Here is a 23768-nt window from a genome sequence, read left to right on the forward strand (position 1 = left end):
GCCAAACTCATGAACTATCCACATCCGATTATCGCCCGCGAAGGTTGGCCCTTCATCGCAATCGTCGCCGTGCTCGCCGTGCTGGTCCAATCGGGACTGGGGTTTGGCTGGGCGTTGCCGGTCTGGGTCGTCCTCGCGTTCGTGGTACAGTTTTTCCGTGATCCGCCGCGGCCGATTCCGGCCCAGGCCAATGCCGTGTTATGTCCGGCCGATGGCCGTGTGGTGGCGGTCGAAACGACGTTCGATCCGTATGCCGGTCGCGACGCGCTGAAGATCAGCGTCTTCATGAACGTATTCAACGTACACTCGCAGCGTTCGCCAGTTGACGGCACGGTCAGCAAGGTCGAATATTTTCCAGGAGCGTTCCTGAATGCGGCGCTCGATAAAGCGTCGCTCGAAAACGAGCGCAACGCGATTGTCCTGACCACTGCGAGCGGTCAGATTGTCACCTCGGTACAGGTAGCGGGCCTGATTGCGCGTCGGGTGCTCTGTTACACGAAGCTCGGCGCGGTGCTTAGCCGCGGCGAGCGTTATGGCTTTATCCGCTTCGGTTCTCGAGTTGACGTGTATTTGCCGATCGGCAGCCGGGCGCGCGTAGCGATCGGCGAAAAAGTCTCGGCTTCGGCCACCGTGCTGGCCGAGCTCGAGCTGTAAAACTGGCAACAGGGAGTTGGCATGGCTGCTTTTAAACCTCGTCGTCCTCGTACTAATGTGACACCGCTGCCGCGACCGTTTCGTCGCAACCAGAGTGGCGCCGATAACGTGGGTGGCGATTTGCGCGCCGAACGGCAGCATCTGCTGAGAAAGCGCGGCATTTACCTGCTGCCCAACGCCTTTACCACCGCGGCGCTGTTCGGCGGCTTCTTCGCGATCGTGCAGGCGATGAATTTGCGCTTCGAGGCCGCGGCGATTGCGATTTTTGCCTCGATGGTGCTGGACGGCATGGATGGGCGCGTGGCGCGCATGACGCATTCGCAGAGTGCGTTCGGCGAGCAGTACGACAGCCTGTCCGACATGGTGTCGTTCGGCGTCGCGCCGGCGCTCGTCATGTACGAATGGGTGCTCAAGGACCTGGGTCGCTGGGGCTGGCTTGCCGCCTTCGTTTACTGCGCCGGCGCGGCGCTGCGCCTGGCGCGCTTCAATACCAATATCGGTTCGGTCGACAAGCGTTTCTTCCAGGGTATGCCCAGTCCGGCCGCCGCGGCGCTGATTGCCGGTTTTGTGTGGCTGGCGATCGATAACCGAGTGCCGGTCAATCTTGTCTGGCTGCCGTGGGTGGCTTTTTTCCTGACGGTGTACGCCGGCGTGACAATGGTTTCCAATGCGCCGTTCTACAGCGGCAAAGCGCTCGATGTGCGGCATCGCGTGCCGTTTGCCGGGGTTTTGCTGGTCGTCATGGTATTCGTGCTGGTTTCGTCTGATCCGCCCGTGATGTTGTTCGGCCTGTTCGTCCTGTATGGCATGTCCGGCTATATTTTCTGGGGCTATAGCATGTTGCGCGGACGGCCCAATCCGGCACGCAGCGCAATAAGTGACGACTGACTCGGTGACGATCAACCCGCTACGACCGATACCACCCTCTCCAGGAGAGCAACATGGCAGATAAACTGATTATTTTCGACACGACCTTGCGAGACGGTGAGCAATCCCCCGGCGCGTCGATGACGAAAGACGAAAAACTCCGGATCGCGCGGCAACTCGAGCGGCTCAAAGTGGACGTGATCGAGGCCGGTTTCGCGGCCAGCTCAAACGGCGATTTCGAAGCGATCCAGGCGATTGCCGCGACCATCAAGGACAGCACGGTATGCAGCCTGGCGCGCGCCAATGACAAGGATATCCAGCGCGCCGCGGATGCGCTCAAGCCGGCAGAGAACTTCCGTATCCATACCTTCATCGCGACTTCGCCGTTGCATATGGAAAAGAAGTTGCGCATGACGCCGGATCAGGTGTTCGAACAAGCGAAGCTGGCGGTTCGTTTCGCGCGCAAATTTACCGACGACGTCGAATTTTCTCCCGAAGACGGCAGCCGTTCAGACATGGACTTCCTGTGCCGGATTCTCGAAGCTGTGATCGCGGAAGGCGCGACGACGATCAACATTGCCGACACGGTCGGTTATGCGGTGCCGGAGCTGTTCGGCACGATGGTCAAGACGCTGCGCGAGCGCATTCCGAATTCGCACAAGGCTGTGTTCTCGGTGCATTGTCATAACGATCTGGGCATGGCGGTCGCCAATTCGCTGGCTGGCGTGCAGATTGGCGGCGCGCGTCAGGTCGAATGCACGATCAATGGCCTGGGCGAGCGTGCCGGCAATACCGCGCTGGAAGAAATCGTGATGGCCACGCGTACGCGCAAGGACTATTTCAACCTCGAACTGGGCATCGACACCACGCAAATCGTGCCGGCCTCGAAGCTGGTCTCGCAAATCACCGGCTTTGTCGTGCAGCCGAACAAAGCGGTGGTCGGCGCCAACGCGTTTGCCCACGCATCCGGCATCCACCAGGATGGCGTGCTCAAGGCGCGCGACACCTACGAGATCATGCGGGCCGAGGACGTGGGCTGGGCCGCCAACAAGATCGTCCTGGGCAAACTGTCGGGGCGCAACGCGTTCAAGCAGCGTCTGGAAGAACTGGGCGTGAAGCTGCCCAGCGAAGCCGACGTGAATGCGGCATTCGCACGTTTCAAGGAACTGGCGGATCGCAAATCGGAGATTTTCGACGAGGACATCATGGCGATCGTGTCCGACGAGGCCGAAGCGCACGAAAATGAATATTTCCGTTTTGTTTCGCTGTCGCAGCGGTCTGAGACGGGTGAGCGGCCGCTGGCTCGGATCGTATTCGCGATGGATGGCGTGGAGGTCAGCGGTGAGGCCGGCGGCAACGGTCCCGTGGATGCGACCTTGAACGCGATCGAAACGCAGGTCAAAAGCGGCGCCGAGCAACTGCTGTATTCGGTGAACGCGATTACCACCGGTACTCAGGCCCAGGGCGAAGTGACCGTGCGGCTGTCGAAAAGTGGGCGCATCGTCAACGGCGTGGGTACCGATCCGGATATCGTCGCGGCTTCCGCCAAGGCCTATCTGGCGGCGCTCAACAAGTTGCAGTCCAAGGCTGAAAAGCTCAGTCCGCAGGGTTAGGGGAGCGATACGCCAAGCCGACCGTCTGCAGCGACGAGTTTTGCGGCGATGAGTTTTGCAGTGAGGCGGGCTGCGGCGAGAGAAACCCCGGGCCGGCGAAATCGGTATGCGGGAATAGGAAAAAGGCGACCGGCGTAATGCCGGTCGCCTTTTTCGATTCAACGCGCAGATGGCTTAAAGAGCGTCGCGCGCCTCAGGGTCGTGCAACGGATCGACCATTTTCTGGGTCATGCGCAGCACGCCGGCGTCGTCGAAATAAAAGTGGTAAAGCATGTACCAGTAATTGTCCTCCTGGAACCGGTAACTCCAGACGCTGCGCTTCATCAGCGGATAGTAAGCGGTTTCTTCAGGCAGCCCGAAGCGAATCTGCACGTCGTGCTGAGTCCACGTGCCAACCTCCGCTCGGTCGAAATTCTGGGTGGTGAGCGCTTGCTCGATGCTCACGGTGATGCCGCTAGGATTGACGACGGCCGCCGTGGTGGTCTCGCCGTAGGGCCGGGTCGGCCACAGCAGTCGCTTGTTGCCGTCGGGCAGTGTATAGACCTCCTTGGGCGGCCCGAACTTCGCCACCAGCGCGCTTTGCGGCGCGCCGGCCTGGAATTGCTGCCAAGGGTTGGCGCAACCGCTGAGCAGTAGCGCTGCCGCGCTGGCCAGCATGACGCAGCGGGTGGGGGTGAAACGGGACAGTGACAAGCGAAACAATGACATCGTGGGCTCCTGACTCCGGCGTTTTCTCAATTCTGACACGGCTAGGGCCAGACTGGGTTTTGTGCCGAACCGCCGCCGGCAAAATTGTCGCCGGTGGATATAGCTTTAGAGCGATGCGATCTCGAATCGTTCGATCCTGCCCCGTCTGGCTTGGCCGCAGCCGCCTTGTTCGCCGCCGGTGGCGCGGCCGAAATGCAAATAAGCGCAAGATAATTGCAAGGTAAGCGCAGGGCAGGCGAAGGGTAGGCGCAACGCGCGCTTCGTGCTATGATCTCGCCCTGTATCAAAGTTAGTTGTGTGAGTGTTCAACCACGGCACGGCCTTTCTTCCGTGACCGCATGTCCAGTTTCAAAGGAAAAAATCATGACTGTTGCAGTACATACCCCGAAGGCAGACGTCGTCGCGCAATATGCGCGCGGTGCGAACGACACCGGTTCGCCAGAAGTGCAGGTCGCATTGCTGACCACGCGCATCAACGAACTGACTGTTCACTTCAAAGCGCACATGAAAGATCACCACAGCCGTCGTGGTCTGCTGCGCATGGTGTCGCGCCGCCGTAAGCTGCTCGATTACCTGAAGCAAAAAGACGCTGATCGCTATCGCTCACTGATCGAAAAACTCGGTTTGCGCAAGTAAGCGGTCGGTCGACCTGAAAAATGCCTGTGTCAGTTTGCTGATGCAGGCATTTTGTTTTCTGGCGTTACCGAAATTTATGTAAGGCCGCCGTAATACCCGGCAGGAGTCGGGGGCAGGGCTTTGTGTCATTCCAGCAGTTCGGCATCGCGACTCAACCCGACCTGCTGGAATGGCATAACACGCCGCTGACTCGCGACACCCGCCGTAGCGCTGTCGCGCCGCTATCATCTAGCGCGGCAACCGAGACCAGGAGTCTGTATGTTCAATAAAATTGTGAAAGAATTTCAGTGGGGGCAACATCAAGTTCGCCTCGAAACGGGCGAAATCGCTCGTCAAGCCAGTGGTGCAGTGCTCGTTAATATCGATGAAACCGTTGTGCTGGCGACCGTCGTGGCCGCCAAAACGGCCAAGCCGGGCCAGGATTTCTTCCCCCTGACCGTTGATTACCTCGAAAAAACCTACGCTGCCGGCAAGATCCCCGGTGGCTTTTTCCGTCGTGAAGGCCGTCCCTCGGAAGGCGAAACGCTGACCTCGCGCCTGATCGATCGTCCGCTGCGCCCGCTGTTCCCGGAAGGTTTCTACAACGAAGTGCAAGTGGTCATCCATGTGCTGTCGATCAACCCGGACGTCCAGGCTGACATCGCCGCGCTGATCGGTGCATCGGCTGCGCTGGCCATTTCGGGCATCCCGTTCAACGGCCCGATCGGCGCCGCACGCGTGGCTTACACCGATGGCCAGTACATCCTGAACCCGACCCGCACGCAGCTCAAGGAATCGAAGCTGGATCTGGTCGTTGCCGGTACGGAACGTGCTGTGCTGATGGTCGAGTCGGAAGCCGACCAATTGCCTGAAGACGTGATGCTGGGTGCCGTGGTGTTCGGCCACGAGCAAATGCAGGTCGCCATCGAAGCGATCCATGGCCTGGTGCGCGACGCCGGCAAGCCGGAATGGGATTGGCAGCCGGCAGCTCGCGACGAAGCCCTGATCGCGCGCGTGACCGCGTTGGCCGAGGCCGACTTGCAAGCCGCATATCAGATTCGCCAGAAGTCCGCGCGTAGCGAAAAGCTCAAGGTCCTCTACAACGGCGTGCCGGCCAAGCTGGCCGAGGAAGCCGCTGCAGCCGGTGCCGGCAAGCCCGACAGCACGGCGATCGGCAATATCATTTTTGACCTCGAAGCCAAGATCGTCCGCAGCCAGATTCTGGCCGGCGAGCCGCGCATTGATGGCCGCGATACCCGTACGGTGCGCCCGATCGAGATCCGTACCGGCGTGCTGCCGCGTACCCACGGTTCGGCGTTGTTCACCCGCGGCGAAACGCAGGCTCTGGTTGTCGCGACCTTGGGCACCAAGGGCGACGAGCAGGTGATCGACGCGATCGAAGGCGAATATCGCGAACGCTTCATGCTCCACTACAACATGCCTCCGTTTGCGACCGGCGAAACCGGCCGGGTCGGTTCGCCCAAGCGCCGGGAAATCGGCCACGGTCGTCTGGCCAAGCGCGCGCTCGCAGCATGCTTGCCCACCGGCCAGGATTTCGGCTACACGATACGTCTCGTTTCGGAAATCACCGAGTCGAACGGATCGTCGTCGATGGCTTCGGTGTGCGGTGGCTGTCTCGCGTTGATGGATGCTGGCGTGCCGATGAAGGCGCACGTTGCCGGTATCGCGATGGGCCTGATTCTGGAAGGGAATAAGTTTGCGGTGCTGACCGACATCCTGGGCGACGAAGATCACCTCGGCGACATGGACTTCAAGGTTGCAGGTACCGCCGCGGGCATTACCGCGTTGCAGATGGACATCAAGATCCAGGGTATTACCAAGGAAATCATGCAGGTCGCACTGGCTCAGGCTCAGGAAGGCCGCATGCACATCCTGGGCAAGATGCAGGGTGCAGTGACCGGTGCACGCACCGAATTGTCGGAATTTGCACCGCGCATGATCACGCTGAAGATCAATCCGGAAAAAATCCGCGACGTGATCGGCAAGGGTGGTTCGGTGATCCGCGCACTGACCGAAGAAACCGGCACCACCATCGATATTTCCGACGATGGTATCGTGACGATAGCTTCGACCAGCAGCGAAGGCATGGCGGAAGCCAAGCGCCGCATCGAAAACATCACGGTGGATGTCGAGGTCGGCCAGGTTTATGACGGCACGGTCCTGAAGCTGCTCGATTTCGGCGCGATTGTGAACATCCTGCCGGGTCGCGATGGTCTGCTGCATATCTCCGAAATCGCCAACGAGCGTATCAAGGATATCAACGACTACCTGAAGGACGGCCAGGCCGTACGCGTCAAGGTCATTCAGACAGACGAAAAAGGCCGTGTCCGCTTGTCGGCCAAGGCTTTGCTGAACGACGGCGCACCGTCGCAGCCGCAACCTTCGCCTGAGCCTGACTCGCACGCTTAAGCGCGCACGCAGCTAGCACTGAACGTTCGCGGCGAAATTCGGTGCCGAACCACGGCCGGCCTTAGAGCCGGCTGTTTTTATTTAGGCTCGCGCATGTTGCTGTGCGTGCGCGACGTGACATTGGGTGGCATTGCGCGACATCGCGAAGTGCGGTGCGCACTCACGGCGGATATGGCCAGTTGAGCTGACTAAAATAGACTAACCGCGAATAGCTCGCGCCCACTGCATGGACGCCGCGAGGGCGCGATCAGGTGTGCGACGCAGTGAGCGCGATGCATCTGTCGCCAACAGCGCGTAGACTTTGGCAACTGACACGGTGCTGCACGACCAGCCGCGATTTTTACTTCAGGTAGACGACGATGAAAGCCATTGAAATAACTGAATTTGGTGGGCCCGAAGTCCTGAAGCTGGGGGAGCGGTCAATGCCCGAGCCACGGGATGGCGAAGTGCTGATCAAGGTGAGCGCGAGCGGCGTGAACCGCCCCGACGTTTTGCAGCGCAAAGGGCATTACCCGGTGCCGTCTGGCGCTTCGGATATTCCGGGGCTGGAGATTGCCGGCGAGATCATCGGTGGGGAGTTGCCCGATTCGACGAGCCTCAACCCGTTCGGACTCAAGCGGGGGGACCGGATCTGTGCGTTGGTTCAGGGCGGCGGCTACGCCGAGTACGCGAGTGCGCCGTTGCTGCAATGCTTGCCTGTACCGGCGGGTTTGAGCGACATCGAGGCCGCTTCGTTGCCTGAGACCTGTTTTACCGTGTGGAGCAATGTATTCGACCGCGCTAGACTGGGCGCTGGCGAAGGCGGCCCGGATGAAACGCTGCTCGTGCATGGCGGTTCGAGCGGGATCGGTGTCACCGCGATCCAGATTGCCACGGCGCTGGGTTTTACGGTCTATACCACCGCCGGCACCGACGAGAAATGCCGCGCGTGTGAAAAACTTGGCGCGGCGCTTGCGATCAATTACAACACCGGTGACTTTGTCGAAGCGGTCAAAGCGGCCACGAACGGCCGCGGCGTCGATGTGATACTCGAGATGGTCGCGGGCGACTATATCCGCCGGGATCTTACCGCGTTGGCCGATGGCGGCAGAATCGTCCTGATTGCACTGCTAGGCGGCGCGAAGGCCGAACTCAATCTGGCCGATGTGTTGCGCCGCCGGTTGACTGTGACCGGTTCGACATTGCGTCCGCGGCCGATCGAATTCAAGGCGAAAATTGCCGCGCAGTTGCGCGAGCGCGTCTGGCCCCTGATCGAAGCCGATAAGATCAAACCGGTGATTTATCGTACGTTCCCGGCCCAAGAGGCGGCGGCCGCTCATGCGATGATGGAGTCCAGCGAGCATGTCGGCAAGCTGGTCCTTACCTGGTAAGCGTTTGGCGCGGTCGAGCCCGTTTCATTGGACGGGTTTCAGCACTGAGTTTCCGCAGTGTCTCGCGCCGTGCAACTGTGTTTTACACATAAGGTAGTTTGACCCGCACAGGGCGCCGCGTTAGAATCCAGGGTTTTTGCGCGATTGGGCAGGTGCCCTATATTCCGATCAAAATAATAACAACACACACGATACGACGCATTTATGGCGAGACTCAATTCCCGGCTGGTGGTTGGCAACTGGAAAATGCATGGACGCCTAAGCGATAACGCGGCGTTGCTGGCGGCGGTGACTGCCGGCACGGTTGCAGATCCGGCTTTGCGAGTCGGCGTGTGTGTGCCGTACCCCTATTTGGCTCAGGCGCAGTCGCTGCTGGGCGCCAGTTCGGGTTCGGGCGCCGTGCAGTGGGGCTCGCAGGATGTCTCGGCGCATCTGCAAGGGGCCTTTACGGGTGAGGTGGCCGCGGCGATGGTGGCCGAGTTCGGTGCGACGTTTGCGGTGGTTGGTCATTCGGAGCGCCGCGCGTATCACGGCGAAGACGACGCGCTAGTGGCGGCCAAGACCTTGCGCGCGCTGGACGCCGGTTTAACGCCGATCGTCTGCGTAGGTGAAAGCGATGCGGCGCGGCAGGCGGGGCATACCGAGTCGGTCGTCGGCACCCAGTTGAAGGCGGTACTCGACGCGCTGAGCGACGAGCAGGCAGTGCGTATCGTCGTGGCGTACGAACCCATTTGGGCGATCGGCACGGGTAAAAGCGCAACCGTCGAGCAAGCGCAGCAGGTGCATGCGTTTTTGCGCTCGGTGTTGAGCGCAAAAACACCGGCCGCGGCCGACGTGGCACTTTTGTATGGGGGTAGCGTGAATGCGGGTAACGCTGCCGCACTGTTTGGTGCTGCAGATATCGATGGCGGCCTGATCGGCGGTGCGTCCTTGAAAGCGGCCGATTTTCTGGCGGTGTGTGCCGCAGCGCGGGCATCCGTGAATTGTTAAATCAGGCTTGATATCGAGCTTGATACAGGCTCATAAAGAGCGGGTATTAAAAAATCTAGGTGGCTGACATGTTGTGGTTTAAAACAGTAATTACCGCGGTGCAATTTTTGTCCGCGCTAGGCGTGATTGGGTTGGTATTGGTTCAACACGGCAAGGGCGCCGATATGGGCGCGGCGTTCGGTAGCGGATCGTCGGGCAGCCTCTTTGGCGCTTCGGGTTCGGCCAACTTTTTGTCGCGCGTAACAGCCGTACTGGCGGTGCTATTTTTCGTCTGCACGCTGGGCCTGACCTACCTCGGGTCGTATCGGCCCAAGGAATCGGCCGGCTTGCTGGGTTCTGCTGCAACGATGCCGGTAACGAGCGGGGCGGCGGCTTCCGGTGCGCTCGCGGCGTCGCCGGCGGCAGCGTCCGTTCCGGGGCAGGACGTACCTAAGTAAGGCTCGTGAAAGACTGATGGCGTGTGGCTTTCATGAGTTTGTTAAAGTGTTTCAAAGTTGAAAAATCTGTCTGAACACGTTACAATTGCTGAGTTGTAGGGATTCGCAGAAACCGCGAATTACAAGAAGTGCCGACGTGGTGAAATTGGTAGACACGCTATCTTGAGGGGGTAGTGGCGCAAGCCGTATGAGTTCGAGTCTCATCGCCGGCACCAAATGTATTTATGATGCCAGCCGCTGGCCAGAAGCTTCGGCTGGCATATTTCTTTCATCTTCCGGTCATCGAGATCGTGGATGTTATTGCATCTGACAAGAGCTGACCAAGCTCGGTCAGCGTCCTGAACCCATCGATAGAGGATTGCCTTGAACCTCGCAGCGTATTTTCCCGTCTTGCTCTTTATTATTGTGGGCACTGGTTTGGGTACCGCTCTAATCGGCATCGGCAAATTACTTGGGCCGAATCGTCCCGACACCGCAAAAAACGCACCTTACGAGTGCGGCTTCGAAGCCTTCGAAGATGCGCGCATGAAATTCGATGTGCGCTACTATCTGGTCGCCATTCTCTTCATTATTTTTGACCTGGAAACAGCCTTCCTATTTCCTTGGGGCGTCGCTCTGAAGGATATCGGCTGGCCAGGCTTTCTCTCCATGATGCTGTTCCTGGTCGAGTTCCTGCTGGGCTTTGCGTATATGTGGAAGAAAGGGGCGTTAGACTGGGAGTGACGAGCAATCACTGACGGCCGGCGGTGCCGGTTGTTTGTCTGGAGCGGAAAGCAATGAGTATCGAAGGTGTATTGAAGGAAGGATTCGTCACCACCACGGCCGATAAGTTGATCAACTGGACCCGTACGGGCTCCTTATGGCCGATGACGTTCGGCTTGGCCTGCTGTGCGGTCGAGATGATGCATGCAGGTGCGGCGCGTTACGACCTCGATCGTTTCGGTGTCGTGTTTCGTCCGAGCCCGCGTCAGTCGGACGTCATGATCGTTGCCGGTACCTTGTGCAACAAGATGGCGCCGGCGCTGCGCAAGGTGTACGACCAGATGGCCGAGCCTCGTTGGGTGATCTCGATGGGTTCGTGTGCCAATGGCGGCGGTTATTATCATTATTCTTATTCCGTTGTGCGCGGCTGCGACCGCATCGTGCCGGTCGACATCTATGTGCCGGGCTGCCCGCCTACGGCTGAAGCGCTGTTGTACGGCGTGATACAGCTGCAAGCGAAAATCAAGCGTACCAATACTATTGCTCGGCAATAAGCGGAGCTGAATTCCATGGCAAGCAAACTCGAGACACTGAAATCGAACCTCGAGGCGGCGTTGGCTGGCCGCCTGCAAAGCGTCACGTTGGCGCTTGGAGAGCTCACTGTCGTTGTGAAAGCGGATGACTACCTGGATGTGTGTCAGCGTCTGCGCGACGAACCGTCGCTGCGCTTTGAGCAACTGATCGATCTATGCGGTATGGACTACCTGACCTATGGGGAAGGCGCATACGAAGGTCCGCGTTTTGCGGCGGTTCTGCATCTGCTGTCGATCGAGCACAACTGGCGCCTGCGGGTGCGCGTTTTCGCGCCTGACGACGACATGCCGCTGGTGGCCTCGGTCGTGGATGTCTGGAACTCGGTCAACTGGTTTGAGCGTGAAGCGTTCGATCTGTACGGCATCATCTTCGACGGCCACCCCGATCTGCGTCGGATCCTGACCGATTACGGATTCATCGGTCATCCGTTCCGCAAGGATTTTCCGGTGTCGGGCTATGTCGAGATGCGCTATGACCCGGAACAAAAACGTGTGGTGTATCAGCCGGTAACGATAGAGCCGCGCGAAATCACCCCGCGCGTGATACGCGAAAACTTGTACGGCGGTTTGAAGCATTAAGCGCTGCGCAGTGCGGCCAGCCGGCGCCATCAGGCCGGCGAAACATGTTGTCGAGGCCTCTAAATGGCGGAAATCAAGAATTACACCCTGAACTTTGGTCCCCAGCACCCGTCCGCGCACGGCGTGTTGCGTCTGGTGCTGGAGTTGGACGGCGAAGTGATCCAGCGCGCCGATCCGCACATCGGCCTGCTGCATCGCGCGACTGAAAAGCTGGCTGAATCCAAGACGTTCATCCAGTCGGTGCCCTATATGGACCGTCTCGACTATGTGTCGATGATGGTCAATGAGCACGCCTACGTGATGGCGATTGAAAAGTTGCTGGGCGTCGAGGTACCGGTGCGCGCGCAATACATCCGCGTGATGTTCGATGAAATCACGCGAGTGCTCAACCACTTGATGTGGATCGGCGCTCACGCGCTGGACGTCGGCGCAATGGCCGTGTTCCTGTACGCGTTCCGCGAGCGCGAAGACTTGCTCGACGTCTATGAAGCCGTTTCGGGCGCGCGCATGCATGCGGCCTATTACCGTCCGGGCGGCGTGTATCGCGACTTGCCGGATGCGATGCCGCAATACAAAGCGTCGAAAATCCACAACGAAAAATCGATAGGGCGGATGAATGAAAACCGCCAAGGCTCGTTGCTCGATTTCATCGAAGACTTCGCGAATCGTTTCCCGACCTGCGTCGACGAATACGAAACCCTGTTGACCGATAACCGTATCTGGAAACAGCGTCTCGTCGATATTGGTATCGTCACGCCTGAGCGCGCACTGCAGCTCGGCATGACTGGGCCGATGCTGCGCGGTTCGGGCTTCGCGTGGGATTTGCGCAAGAAACAGCCGTATGAAGTGTACGACAAGCTCGACTTCGAAATTCCGGTCGGGACCAACGGCGATTGCTATGACCGTTATCTGGTGCGTGTCGAAGAAATGCGTCAGTCGACCAGTCTGATCAAGCAATGTATCGCTTGGCTGCGCAAGAACCCCGGTCCGGTTATGCTCGACAACCATAAAGTGACGCCGCCCAAGCGCGTCAACATGAAGTCGAACATGGAAGAGTTGATTCACCACTTCAAGCTCTTTACGGAAGGCTTTCATGTACCCGAAGGCGAAGCGTATGCAGCGGTTGAGCATCCGAAGGGCGAGTTCGGCATCTATCTGGTTTCGGATGGGGCCAACAAGCCTTATCGCCTGAAGATCCGTGCGCCCGGTTACGTGCATTTGTCGACGCTCGACGAAATGGCGCGCGGCCACATGATTGCGGATGCGGTAACGATCATCGGTACGCAGGATATTGTGTTCGGGGAAGTGGATCGGTAATAAGCGCCAGCGCAGTTCGGCCCGAGAGATCAAAGGCGAGCTGTTTGGCTGAGCCGAGACCAGAGTATCGGATCGGCAATAAATAATGCATTAAAAAAATGCGTTAAAGAATGCGTCAAAAGGACGCATGGCAATCGGATTAAAAAGGGGCGCTCGGTCTGTCGCGGCAAGTTGCAATCATTGGCCGGTCTGGCGGGATGTCGTTCGGTAGGATTTATAAGAGTTGTGTTAGAAAATGCTCTCAACTGAAGCTCTGAAAGAAATTGATCGCGCGCTAGGAAAATATCCTGCCGACCAAAAGCAATCGGCTGTGATGTCGGCGCTCGCCGTCGCACAGGACGAGCATGGTTGGCTGTCGCCCGAGGTCATCCAGTTTGTCGCCGATTACCTCGGGATGCAGCCTATCGCTGTGCAGGAAGTCGCGACGTTCTACACGATGTACGAAACCTCGCCGGTCGGCCAGCACAAGATCACGCTGTGTACCAATTTGCCTTGCCAGTTGTCCGGCGCCGAATCGGCCGCGGACTATCTGAAGCAGAAATTGGGCATCGATTTCAACGAAACGACGCCGGACGGCAAGTTCACGTTGAAAGAGGGCGAATGCTTTGGCGCCTGCGGCGACTCCCCGGTGCTGCTCGTCAACAACAAACGAATGTGCAGCTTCATGAGCCACGAGAAGATCGACCAGTTGCTTGAGGAACTGTCCAAATGACATCGTTGCACGATCGGCATATCAAACCGCTGATACTCGCTGGCCTGACCGGCGAGAACTGGCATCTCGAAGATTATGTGGCGCGCGGCGGTTACGCCCAGCTCAAGCGCATACTCAACGAAAAAATTTCCCAGGAACAAGTCATTGCCGATGTCAAGGCATCGGGCCTGCGTGGCCGAGGCGGTGCGGGTTTCCCGACCGGCCTGAAATGGAGCTTCATGCCGCGCCAATTCCCGGGGCAGAAGTATCTGGTCTGCAATTCGGACGAAGGTGAACCGGGCACGTTCAAAGACCGTGACATCATGCGCTGGAACCCGCATGCGCTGATTGAAGGGATGGCGATTGGCGCCTATGCCATGGGTATCACGGTGGGCTACAACTATATCCACGGCGAAATCTGGGAAGTGTACGAGCGCTTCGAAGCTGCACTCGAAGAAGCGCGCGCCGCAGGCTTTCTCGGCAAAAACATCCTGGGTACGTCGTTCTCGTTCGAGCTGCACGCGCATCACGGTTACGGCGCCTATATCTGTGGCGAAGAAACCGCACTGCTCGAATCGCTCGAGGGCAAGAAAGGCCAGCCGCGTTTCAAGCCGCCTTTCCCGGCGAGCTTCGGCGTGTACGGCAAGCCGACCACGATCAACAACACCGAAACGTTTGCGGCCGTGCCGTTCCTGTTGACGGTGGGTCCGCAGCAATACCTCGAGATTGGCAAGCCGAACAACGGCGGCACCAAGATTTTCTCGGTATCGGGCGACGTGGAACTGCCGGGCAATTACGAAGTGCCGCTCGGTACCCCGTTTGCCACCTTGCTTGAGCTCGCGGGCGGCATGCGCGGCGGGCGCAAGATCAAGGCAGTGATCCCCGGTGGTTCGTCGGCACCGGTGGTGCCGGGCGAAATGATGATGAACACCGATATGGATTACGATGCGATCGCGAAAGCGGGCTCGATGCTCGGTTCCGGTGCGGTCATCGTGATGGACGAAACGCGTTGCATGGTACGCGCGCTGATGCGTCTCTCGTATTTTTACTACGAAGAATCGTGCGGCCAATGCACGCCATGCAGGGAAGGGACCGGCTGGTTGTATCGGGTGGTCCATCGTATCGAGAACGGCCAGGGGCGCCCGGAGGATCTTGAATTGTTGAATTCGGTCTCCGAAAACATCATGGGACGTACCATCTGCGCACTCGGCGATGCCGCTGCGATGCCGGTGCGTGGCATGTTGAAGCACTTCTGGGATGAATTTGAATACCACGTCGAGCACAAGCATTGTCTCGTGTCGGCCACTGCATACGCGTGACAAGGTTAGCCACCATGGTTGAACTAGAAATAGACGGCAAGAAAGTCGAAGTCCCAGAAGGAAGTATGGTGATCCAGGCCGCTCAGGCCGCTGACACCTACGTTCCTCACTTCTGCTATCACAAGAAACTTTCGATTGCGGCGAACTGCCGTATGTGTCTGGTCGAAGTGGAAAAAATGCCCAAGGCCGTGCCGGCCTGCGCAACCCCGGTTTCGGCCGGCATGATCGTCAGGACCAAGTCGGAAAAGGCGATCAAGGCGCAGCAGTCAGTGATGGAATTCTTGCTGATCAACCACCCGCTCGATTGCCCGATCTGCGATCAAGGCGGCGAGTGTCAGTTGCAGGATCTGGCGGTGGGCTACGGCAAATCTTCGTCGCGCTACAACGAAGAAAAGCGCGTGGTATTCCACAAGAACGTCGGTCCGCTGATCTCGATGGAAGAGATGACCCGCTGCATCCACTGCACCCGTTGCGTGCGTTTTGGCCAGGAAGTGGCCGGCGTGATGGAGTTGGGCATGTTGGGTCGTGGCGAGCACGCGGAAATCACGTCGTTCGTCGGCAATACGGTCGACTCCGAACTTTCGGGCAACATGATCGACCTGTGCCCGGTCGGTGCCTTGACGTCCAAGCCGTTCCGCTACAGTGCGCGGACGTGGGAGCTGTCGCGTCGCAAGTCGGTCAGCCCGCACGATGGCCTGGGTGCCAATCTGGTGGTGCAGGTCAAGAACAACCGCGTGATGCGTGTGCTGCCTGGAGAAAACGAAGCCATCAACGAATGCTGGCTCTCGGACAAGGACCGTTTCTCGTATGAAGGCCTCAATAGCGCGGATCGTCTGACTCAGCCCATGCTCAAGCAGGGCGGCGCCTGGCGTGAAACCGATTGGGAGACCGCGCTGCAATATGTCGTGAACGGCTTGAAGAAGATCTCGGCCGAGCACGGTGCTAATTCGATAGGTGCGCTGGTCAGCCCGCACAGCACGGTTGAAGAATTGTTCCTGGTCAAGCAACTCGCCAATGGCGTGGGCACGCCAAACGTCGATTTCCGTCTGCGTCAGACCGATTTCAGCGCCAACTCGTCAAGCACGCCGTGGTTGGGTATGCCGATCACCGATCTGTCGACGGTTGATGCCGCGTTGGTCGTGGGCTCGTTCCTGCGGCGCGATCACCCCTTGTTGGCCGCGCGTCTGCGTTTGGCCGCGAAAGAAGGTGCGCTTATCGCGTTGCTGAACGCGACTAAAGATGATGTATTGATTCCGACCGCGCAACATATCGCTGCAGCGCCGTCCGCATGGCTGATGGAGCTGGCCGGGATTGCTGCCGCGGTGGCTAAGTCGCGCAGTGTCGAATTGCCGGCGGCGTTCGGCGATGCGACGGCTACGGACGCTCATCGCAAGGTGGCCGATCGACTGGTTGCCGGTGAAAAGCGCGTGGTTCTGCTGGGCAACGGCGCGGTAGCGCATCCGGCGTTCGCGCAAATCCACGCAGCAGCTGCCTGGATTGCGGAACAGACCGGCGCCACGCTGGGCTTCCTGACCGAAGCCTCGAACACCGTCGGTGCTCACCTGGCTGGCGCGTTGCCGGCGCAGGGCGGTCTGAATGCCAGCGAAATGTTCAAGCAGGCGCGTCAAGCGTATCTGCTGTTTAACGTCGAGCCCGAGTTCGACACGGCCAATCCGGGCGAAGCGCTAGCTGCGCTGGAACAAGCCCAGATGGTGGTCGCGTTCTCGAGTTTCAAACACAGTGCCAGCTTGGCCGACGTGTTGCTGCCGATCGCGCCGTTCACCGAAACGTCCGGTGCGTTCATCAACTGCGAAGGGGTGGTGCAACCGTTCAACGGCGTAGTGGGTCCGCTGGGCGAAACCCGCCCGGGCTGGAAGGTCCTGCGAGTGCTGGGCAATTTGCTGGGCTTGCCGGGTTTTGGCTACGACACCGCGGAAGAAGTGCGCGCGGCGGCACTGAACGGTACCGACATTGCGTCGCGTCTGTCGAATGCCGCAACGGCCACGCTCGCACCGGTGACGCATGCGGCCACCAGCGACGGCGCTTTCGAACGTATCGCCGATGTGCCGATTTATCACGCCGACGCAATCGTACGTCGCGCCGAATCGCTGCAGCTTACGCGCGCAGCCAGGCAAGCCGTGCAGGTTTCGTTGCCGGCCGCCGTGTTCGATCGGCTGGGCCTGAAGAATGGCGACGCGGTTCGCGTGCGTCAGGGTGCGCGTTCGGTGGAAATGCCGGCGGCCCGCGATGCGAACTTGCCTGATAACGTCGTACGTGTGCCTGCTGCCACCTCTGCCAGCGCGGCGCTCGGCAGCATGTTCGGTGAACTGCTCGTGGAGAAAGCATAAACATGTTCGATACGATCAATACTGTAGGTAACGGCCTACTGGGCGTGGCCTGGCCTACCGTGTGGGCGCTGGTGCGTATCCTGGTTGTGGCAGTGGTGATCCTGCTGTGCGTTGCCTACCTGATCCTGTGGGAGCGCAAGCTGATCGGCTGGATGCACGTGCGTATCGGCCCGAACCGGGTGGGGCCGGCAGGTTTGTTGCAGCCTATCGCCGACGTGCTCAAGCTGTTGCTCAAGGAAGTGATCCAGCCGGCCCAGGCCAGCGGAGCGCTCTATGTGATCGCGCCTATCATGGCGGTGGCTCCGGCCTTTGCCGTGTGGGCGGTGGTGCCGTTCCAGGCCGAGGCCGTGCTGGGCAACATCAATGCCGGCTTGCTGTACGTGATGGCGATTTCCTCGGTGGGCGTTTATGGCGTGATACTCGCCGGCTGGGCGTCGAACTCGAAATACGCGTTTCTCGGTGCGATGCGCGCCGCGGCCCAGATGGTGTCCTACGAAATCGCGATGGGCTTCGCGCTGGTGGTCGTGCTGATGACATCAGGCAGCCTGAATCTGTCGGACATCGTCAACTCGCAGCAGCGCGGTATTTTCGCCAGCCACGGCTTCAATATCCTGTCTTGGAACTGGTTGCCCTTGCTGCCGATGTTCGTGGTCTATTTCATCTCGGGCATCGCCGAAACCAACCGTCACCCGTTTGACGTGGTGGAAGGCGAGTCGGAAATCGTAGCCGGCCACATGATCGATTATTCGGGTATGGCGTTCGCGCTGTTCTTCCTCGCCGAATACATCAACATGATCGTGATTTCGGCGATTGCAGCCACCTTGTTCCTCGGTGGCTGGGACGCGCCGTTCGGTTTCCTGAGCTTTATCCCCGGCATCTTGTGGCTGGTCTTGAAGGTGTTCATGCTGTTGTCCATTTTCATCTGGGCTCGCGGCACGTTCCCTCGCTATCGTTATGACCAGATCATGCGATTGGGCTGGAAAATTTTTATCCCGGTGTCCGTTGTCTGGCTGATCGTGGTCGGTTTCTGGATCATGTCACCGCTGAACATCTGGAAGTAAGTATGGCTGGAGGTGTGCCCTCACGGGCGTGACCCCAGGGATATGATCCCGGGGTTTGACCGGGGTTAGACCAGATACGAACGGACCTTACGGACGAGACAATGATTACCGTTATTCGCAATTTTTTTAGAACCTTCCTGCTGACCGAGCTGTTGCGCGGTCTGGCGCTGACGGGCCGTTATGTGTTCCAGCGCAAGATCACGGTGCAGTTCCCGGAAGAAAAGACACCGCAGTCGCCGCGTTTTCGCGGTTTGCACGCGCTGCGCCGCTACCCGAACGGTGAAGAGCGTTGCATCGCCTGCAAGCTGTGCGAAGCGGTGTGTCCGGCGCTGGCGATTACGATCGAGTCCGAGGTGCGCGAAGACAACACGCGTCGCACCACGCGCTACGACATCGATTTGACCAAATGCATCTTCTGCGGTTTCTGCGAAGAAAGCTGCCCGGTCGACTCGATTGTGGAGACGCACATTCTTGAGTATCACGGCGAAAAACGGGGCGACCTGTATTTCACGAAGGAAATGCTGCTGGCAGTGGGTGACCGATACGAAGACCAGATTGCTGCAGCGCGCGCCGCGGATGCGCCTTATCGTTAAGGTGCCGCAGGGCGAGTCAGTAACACGTATTTAATAAGTTTGAGCCACTCTCAGGTGGCGCCGGCTCAAAGGGTTTCTTCCGAAACCTGAGCCCAACGATGACGAAGATCCGGCAAAAATGGAATTCACGAGCGTACTGTTTTATCTGTTTTCACTAGCCTTGGTGGTATCGGGGCTGAAGGTGATTACGTCCCGCAACCCGGTGCAATCCGCGCTGTTTCTCGTGCTGGCGTTTTTCAGCGCCGCGGCGATCTGGATGTTGTTGCAGGCCGAGTTCCTGTCGATCTTGCTGGTGCTCGTGTATGTCGGTGCGGTGATGGTGCTGTTCCTATTCGTGGTGATGATGCTCGATATCAATGTCGACGTGTTACGCCGCGATTTCGGCAAATTCGTACCGGTAGCGATGCTGGTCGGCGCGATCATCGTGCTTGAAATGGCGCTGGTGCTGTGGCATGGCTACGGCGGCACGACCACGCCACTGCACGATGCGACGACGCAAGTCGCCGCCGCGACCACGGACGGCACGCCGATGGCGAACACGCGCTTGATCGGCAAGGTCATCTATACCGATTACATCTTTGCGTTTGAAGTCGCGGGCTTGGTGCTGCTGGTCGCAATCATCGCCGCCATCGGCCTGACGGTCGATCACCGCAAGGACAGCAAACGCCAGATCATCAGCAAGCAACTCAAGACGCGTCGCGAAGATCGCGTGCGGCTGGTAAAAGTCAAATCCGAAACCGAAGTGCCGGAACAGCCAACCGAGCAGCCTGCCGAGAAGACTGCGGCGCCGTCTGGCCCTGCGTCGCATTGAGCGTGCAGCGCTACTAAAGAGCCAAAATAAGGGACCCTCATGCTTACTCTTGCCCACTATCTGGTTTTAGGCGCGATTCTGTTCGCGATCAGCATCGTCGGCATTTTCCTGAACCGCCGCAACGTGATCATCATCTTGATGGCGATCGAACTGATGCTGCTGGCGGTCAATACGAATTTCGTCGCGTTCTCGCATTATCTGGGCGACGTGCATGGCCAGATCTTCGTGTTCTTCGTGCTGACGGTCGCCGCCGCCGAAGCGGCGATCGGCCTCGCGATTCTGGTTACGTTGTTCCGTAGTCTCGATACGATCAATGTTGAAGATCTCGATCGCCTGAAAGGGTGATTCGATGCGCGCCACCGCATTGCATGCTCAAGGTGGCACGCCGATTCAAGTACTGATGCTGATTAATATGTGTAAGCCCCAGGGTAGCAATACCCGGGTCAATTTTTGGGTGACTCACGCGAAGCTGTTATGCCAACGACACTAAACCCCAATTTGCTGCTTGCGATCCCGCTTGCACCACTTGCCGGCTCGCTAATAGCCGGCCTCTTCGGCAAAGCGGTAGGCCGAGCCGGCGCGCATAGCGTGACGATCCTGGGCGTCGCGATCGCGTTCGTCCTTTCGGCCATCGTGCTGTTCCAGGTGCAGGACGGGGCGTCGTATAACGCCACCGTCTACGAATGGATGCGGATCGGCAATTTCAAATTAGAGATCGGCTTCCTGATCGATTCGCTGACCGCGATGATGATGTGCGTGGTGACCTTCGTGTCACTGATGGTGCACATCTACACAGTAGGCTACATGGAAGAAGATCCGGGCTATCAGCGCTTCTTCTCGTACATTGCGCTGTTCACGTTCGCGATGCTGATGCTGGTGATGGCGAACAACTTCCTGCAACTGTTCTTCGGTTGGGAAGCGGTGGGCCTGGTCTCGTACCTGCTGATCGGTTTCTGGTTCACGCGTCCGACCGCGATCTACGCCAACCTGAAGGCGTTCCTCGTCAACCGCGTCGGCGACCTTGGCTTCCTGCTCGGCATCGGCCTGATTTACGCATTCGTCGGCTCGCTCGATTACAGCGAAGTGTTCGCGCATCGCGCCCAACTGGCGGCGATGGTATTCCCCGGCATGCAATGGAACCTGATGACGGTGACCTGTATTTGCCTGTTCATCGGCGCGATGGGTAAGTCGGCGCAGTTCCCGCTGCACGTGTGGCTGCCCGATTCGATGGAAGGCCCGACGCCGATTTCAGCGCTGATTCACGCGGCAACCATGGTGACGGCCGGTATCTTCATGGTGACGCGTATGTCGCCGCTGTTTGAGTTGTCCGACGCGGCTTTGTCGTTCGTGATGGTGATCGGCGCGATTACCGCGATGTTCATGGGTTTTCTCGGCCTGGTGCAAAACGACATCAAGCGAGTGGTCGCTTATTCGACGCTGTCGCAGCTCGGATACATGACCGTGGCATTGGGCGCTTCGGCTTACCCGGTCGCCGTGTTCCACCTGATGACGCACGCTTTCTTCAAGGCCTTGCTGTTCCTGGGCGCGGGCTCGGTGATCATGGGCATGCACCACGATCAGGACATGCGCAACATGGGCGGTCTGCGCAAGTACATGCCGGTCACCTGGATCACGTCGCTGGCCGGCTCGCTGGCCTTGATCGGCACGCCGTTCTTCTCGGGTTTCTATTCGAAAGATTCGATCATCGACGCGGTCAAGCTGTCGAATCTGCCCGGTTCGGATTTCGCTTACTTTGCGGTGACCTTCAGCGTATTCATCACGGCGCTGTATTCATTCCGCATGTATTTCATGGTGTTCCACGGTCCTGAGCGTTTCCGCAACAAGCCGCATCCGGAACCGGTCCACGACGACGCTACGCTCGACGCGCATGCTCACGATGATGCACACGGGCACAAGGATGCGCATGGCCACGACGATGCACACGGCCATGCTCACGAGCCGCACGAATCGCCATGGGTGGTCACGGTGCCGCTGGTCCTGCTGGCGATTCCGTCGGTCGTGATCGGTGCGCTCGCGATCGGCCCGTTGATCTACGGCAGTTTCTTTGCCCACGGGGTCGTATTCGACCAGGTCATCGCGATCGGCAGCAACCACCCGGCATTGCAGGACATGGCCAAGGAGTTCGACGGCTGGCTGGCAATGGGCCTGAGTTCGGTCGAAGGTCTGCCGGTATGGCTGGCATTGGCGGGCGTGGTCGTCGCGTGGTTCCTGTACATCAAGCGTCCGGAATTGCCGGCGCGCATCCAAGCGCGTTTCAGCGGCATCTACACGCTGCTCGATAACAAGTACTACCTGGACAAGATCAACGAGGTCGTGTTCGCCAAGGGTGCTGTGGCGATCGGCAACGGTTTGTGGAAAGAGGGCGACCAGGCGGTTATCGATGGCATCGTGAACGGTAGCGCCCGGTCGGTGGCCTGGTTTGCCGGCGTGATCCGCTTCCTGCAGTCGGGTTATATCTATCACTACGCGTTTGCCATGATTCTTGGCATGTTGGGGCTCTTGACCCTGTTTGTAACGCTCGGCGGCAAATAAGGCGAACGATCACGATGCAATCACTTCCTCTTTTGAGTCTGGCGATCTGGATTCCGATCGCTGTCGGTATCCTGGTTTTATTCGTCGGTTCCGACAGCAATCCGGCACCGGCGCGCTGGGTGGCGTTGATAGGCTCGGTGCTCGGTCTGATCGTCGTCATCCCGCTGATCACTGGCTTCGATGACAGCACCGCCGCAATGCAGTTCGTCGAGCAATCGAACTGGATCGAGCGCTTCCACATCACGTATCACCTGGGCATCGACGGCATCTCGTTGTGGCTGGTCATACTCACCGCGTTCACCACCGTGATCGTCGTGCTCGCTGGCTGGGTCGTGATCACGAAGCGCGTTGCGCAGTACATGGCGTCCTTCCTGATCCTTTCCGGGTTGATGGTCGGTGTGTTCAGCTCGCTCGACGGCATGCTGTTCTATGTGTTCTTCGAAGCCACGCTGATTCCGATGTACCTGATCATCGGTGTGTGGGGCGGACAGAATCGCGTGTATGCCGCGTTCAAGTTCTTCCTCTACACCTTGGCCGGCTCGTTGTTGATGCTGGTGGCGCTGTTGTACCTGTACGGGCAATCGCACACGTTCGATCTGGCCGCCTGGAGCAAACTGCCGCTCGAATTCGTCCCGCAGATCCTGGTCTTTATCGCCTTCTTCTTCGCGTTTGCGGTGAAGGTGCCGATGTGGCCGGTCCACACCTGGTTGCCGGACGCACACGTCGAGGCGCCGACCGGCGGCTCCATCGTGCTGGCGGCCATCATGTTGAAGCTGGGTGCGTACGGTTTCCTGCGCTTCTCGTTGCCCATCGTTCCGGACGCCAGCCATTTCCTCGCGCCGGTTGTGATCATCCTGTCGCTGATCGCGGTGGTCTATATCGGGCTGGTGGCGCTGGTGCAGACCGACATGAAAAAGCTGGTGGCTTATTCGTCGATTGCGCACATGGGCTTTGTCACGCTGGGTTTCTTTATCTTCAGCCAGATCGGTGCGGAAGGCGCGATCGTGCAGATGATTTCGCACGGTTTCGTGTCGGGCGCGATGTTCTTCTGTATCGGCGTGATGTATGACCGCATGCATACGCGTTCGATCGCGGACTACGGCGGTGTCGTGAACACCATGCCGAAATTCGCGGCGTTCTCGATGCTGTTCGCGATGGCCAATTGCGGTTTGCCGGGCACCTCCGGTTTTGTCGGCGAGTTCATGGTGATACTCGGTGCGGTTCGCTTCAACTTCTGGATCGGCGCGCTCGCGGGCTTGACGCTCATTCTTGGCGCGGCTTACACCTTGTGGATGTATAAACGCGTGATTTTCGGCGCGGTCGCCAACGCGAACGTGGCCAAGTTGCTCGACGTGGGCAAGCGTGAGTTCTTCATTCTTGCTTGCCTCGCGGCACTGGTGCTGTTCATGGGTATTTATCCGAAACCTTTCACGAATGCTATGCACGAATCAGTGGCGAACCTCCTCTCCCACGTCGCGCAGTCCAAGCTGCCGTTGCAGGCGCAATAATAAAGAGCA

The 23768-nt window shown here is 58.9% G+C and carries 22 protein-coding genes and 1 tRNA gene; 22 read left to right on the plus strand and 1 reads right to left on the minus strand.

The genetic code is table 11. The features are described from left to right. Window positions 1-9 precede the first annotated feature (9 nt). The 3 genes from GSQ77_RS04530 to GSQ77_RS04540 are packed head-to-tail and all read left to right on the plus strand — an operon-like array spanning window position 10 to window position 3134. Window positions 10-654, plus strand: a complete 645-nt coding sequence (locus tag GSQ77_RS04530) for a phosphatidylserine decarboxylase (protein WP_158899435.1) — start codon at window positions 10-12, stop codon at window positions 652-654. A 21-nt stretch (window positions 655-675) separates the two neighbouring features. Continuing rightward, on the plus strand, window positions 676-1542 hold the full coding sequence (gene pssA / locus GSQ77_RS04535; protein ID WP_158899437.1) for a CDP-diacylglycerol--serine O-phosphatidyltransferase: 867 nt from the start codon (window positions 676-678) through the stop codon (window positions 1540-1542). Between the two features lie 53 nt (window positions 1543-1595). Then, a complete protein-coding gene (locus GSQ77_RS04540) occupies window positions 1596-3134 on the plus strand; it encodes a 2-isopropylmalate synthase (RefSeq protein WP_158899439.1) in 1539 nt (512 codons plus the stop codon). A 174-nt stretch (window positions 3135-3308) separates the two neighbouring features. Here GSQ77_RS04540 and GSQ77_RS04545 read toward each other — a convergent pair whose 3' ends face one another. Beyond that, window positions 3309-3842: a hypothetical protein gene (locus GSQ77_RS04545; protein WP_174246388.1), complete on the minus strand. Its 534-nt coding sequence runs from the start codon at window positions 3840-3842 to the stop codon at window positions 3309-3311. Between the two features lie 363 nt (window positions 3843-4205). On the opposite strand from GSQ77_RS04545, the gene rpsO reads away from it, so the two are divergent. The 19 genes from rpsO to GSQ77_RS04640 all read left to right on the plus strand — a co-directional run bounded on the left by rpsO (window position 4206) and on the right by GSQ77_RS04640 (window position 23759). Next, window positions 4206-4478, plus strand: coding sequence for a 30S ribosomal protein S15 (gene rpsO, locus GSQ77_RS04550; RefSeq protein WP_158899441.1), 273 nt, complete (start codon window positions 4206-4208; stop codon window positions 4476-4478). 258 nt (window positions 4479-4736) lie between these two features. After that, entirely contained in the window at window positions 4737-6887 is a 2151-nt protein-coding gene (gene pnp / locus GSQ77_RS04555; RefSeq protein WP_158899443.1) for a polyribonucleotide nucleotidyltransferase, read from the plus strand. Window positions 6888-7246: 359 nt separating this feature from the next. Beyond that, the gene (locus GSQ77_RS04560; protein WP_158899445.1) at window positions 7247-8257 is read left to right on the plus strand and encodes an NAD(P)H-quinone oxidoreductase; all 1011 of its coding nucleotides are present in this window, start codon (window positions 7247-7249) and stop codon (window positions 8255-8257) included. A 204-nt stretch (window positions 8258-8461) separates the two neighbouring features. Beyond that, window positions 8462-9247 carry a triose-phosphate isomerase gene (tpiA, locus tag GSQ77_RS04565; protein ID WP_158899447.1) on the plus strand — a complete coding sequence of 262 codons (786 nt, stop codon included), beginning with the start codon at window positions 8462-8464 and terminating at the stop codon, window positions 9245-9247. A 68-nt stretch (window positions 9248-9315) separates the two neighbouring features. Further along, window positions 9316-9684, plus strand: a complete 369-nt coding sequence (gene secG, locus GSQ77_RS04570; protein WP_158899449.1) for a preprotein translocase subunit SecG — start codon at window positions 9316-9318, stop codon at window positions 9682-9684. A 130-nt stretch (window positions 9685-9814) separates the two neighbouring features. Beyond that, window positions 9815-9899: transfer RNA gene (locus GSQ77_RS04575), tRNA-Leu, on the plus strand. Between the two features lie 148 nt (window positions 9900-10047). After that, window positions 10048-10407, plus strand: coding sequence for an NADH-quinone oxidoreductase subunit A (locus GSQ77_RS04580; RefSeq protein WP_158899451.1), 360 nt, complete (start codon window positions 10048-10050; stop codon window positions 10405-10407). Window positions 10408-10460: 53 nt separating this feature from the next. Next, window positions 10461-10940, plus strand: a complete 480-nt coding sequence (locus tag GSQ77_RS04585; protein ID WP_158899453.1) for an NADH-quinone oxidoreductase subunit B family protein — start codon at window positions 10461-10463, stop codon at window positions 10938-10940. A 15-nt stretch (window positions 10941-10955) separates the two neighbouring features. Then, window positions 10956-11558: an NADH-quinone oxidoreductase subunit C gene (locus GSQ77_RS04590; protein ID WP_158899455.1), complete on the plus strand. Its 603-nt coding sequence runs from the start codon at window positions 10956-10958 to the stop codon at window positions 11556-11558. Between the two features lie 63 nt (window positions 11559-11621). Next, entirely contained in the window at window positions 11622-12875 is a 1254-nt protein-coding gene (locus tag GSQ77_RS04595; RefSeq protein WP_158899457.1) for an NADH-quinone oxidoreductase subunit D, read from the plus strand. Window positions 12876-13110: 235 nt separating this feature from the next. Beyond that, window positions 13111-13587, plus strand: a complete 477-nt coding sequence (gene nuoE, locus GSQ77_RS04600) for an NADH-quinone oxidoreductase subunit NuoE (RefSeq protein WP_158899459.1) — start codon at window positions 13111-13113, stop codon at window positions 13585-13587. Then, a complete protein-coding gene (nuoF, locus tag GSQ77_RS04605; protein ID WP_158899461.1) occupies window positions 13584-14885 on the plus strand; it encodes an NADH-quinone oxidoreductase subunit NuoF in 1302 nt (433 codons plus the stop codon). Before nuoE ends, nuoF begins: the two co-directional genes overlap by 4 nt. 14 nt (window positions 14886-14899) lie before the next feature. Then, entirely contained in the window at window positions 14900-17233 is a 2334-nt protein-coding gene (gene nuoG / locus GSQ77_RS04610; protein ID WP_158899463.1) for an NADH-quinone oxidoreductase subunit NuoG, read from the plus strand. Then, a complete protein-coding gene (gene nuoH / locus GSQ77_RS04615; RefSeq protein WP_158899598.1) occupies window positions 17230-18294 on the plus strand; it encodes an NADH-quinone oxidoreductase subunit NuoH in 1065 nt (354 codons plus the stop codon). The genes nuoG and nuoH overlap by 4 nt, the downstream gene beginning before the upstream one ends. 104 nt (window positions 18295-18398) lie before the next feature. Further along, window positions 18399-18887, plus strand: coding sequence for an NADH-quinone oxidoreductase subunit NuoI (nuoI, locus tag GSQ77_RS04620; RefSeq protein WP_158899600.1), 489 nt, complete (start codon window positions 18399-18401; stop codon window positions 18885-18887). A 118-nt stretch (window positions 18888-19005) separates the two neighbouring features. Further along, window positions 19006-19698: an NADH-quinone oxidoreductase subunit J gene (locus GSQ77_RS04625; protein ID WP_158899465.1), complete on the plus strand. Its 693-nt coding sequence runs from the start codon at window positions 19006-19008 to the stop codon at window positions 19696-19698. Window positions 19699-19737: 39 nt separating this feature from the next. After that, window positions 19738-20043 carry an NADH-quinone oxidoreductase subunit NuoK gene (nuoK, locus tag GSQ77_RS04630; protein ID WP_158899467.1) on the plus strand — a complete coding sequence of 102 codons (306 nt, stop codon included), beginning with the start codon at window positions 19738-19740 and terminating at the stop codon, window positions 20041-20043. A gap of 129 nt (window positions 20044-20172) precedes the next feature. Further along, window positions 20173-22251 (plus strand): NADH-quinone oxidoreductase subunit L, encoded by a 2079-nt coding sequence (gene nuoL / locus GSQ77_RS04635; RefSeq protein WP_158899469.1) that lies wholly within the window; start codon window positions 20173-20175, stop codon window positions 22249-22251. 14 nt (window positions 22252-22265) lie between these two features. Beyond that, entirely contained in the window at window positions 22266-23759 is a 1494-nt protein-coding gene (locus tag GSQ77_RS04640; protein ID WP_158899471.1) for an NADH-quinone oxidoreductase subunit M, read from the plus strand. Window positions 23760-23768 lie beyond the last annotated feature (9 nt).

Source organism: Burkholderia sp. L27(2015), assembly GCF_009765705.1.
Taxonomy (GTDB): domain Bacteria; phylum Pseudomonadota; class Gammaproteobacteria; order Burkholderiales; family Burkholderiaceae; genus LMUX01.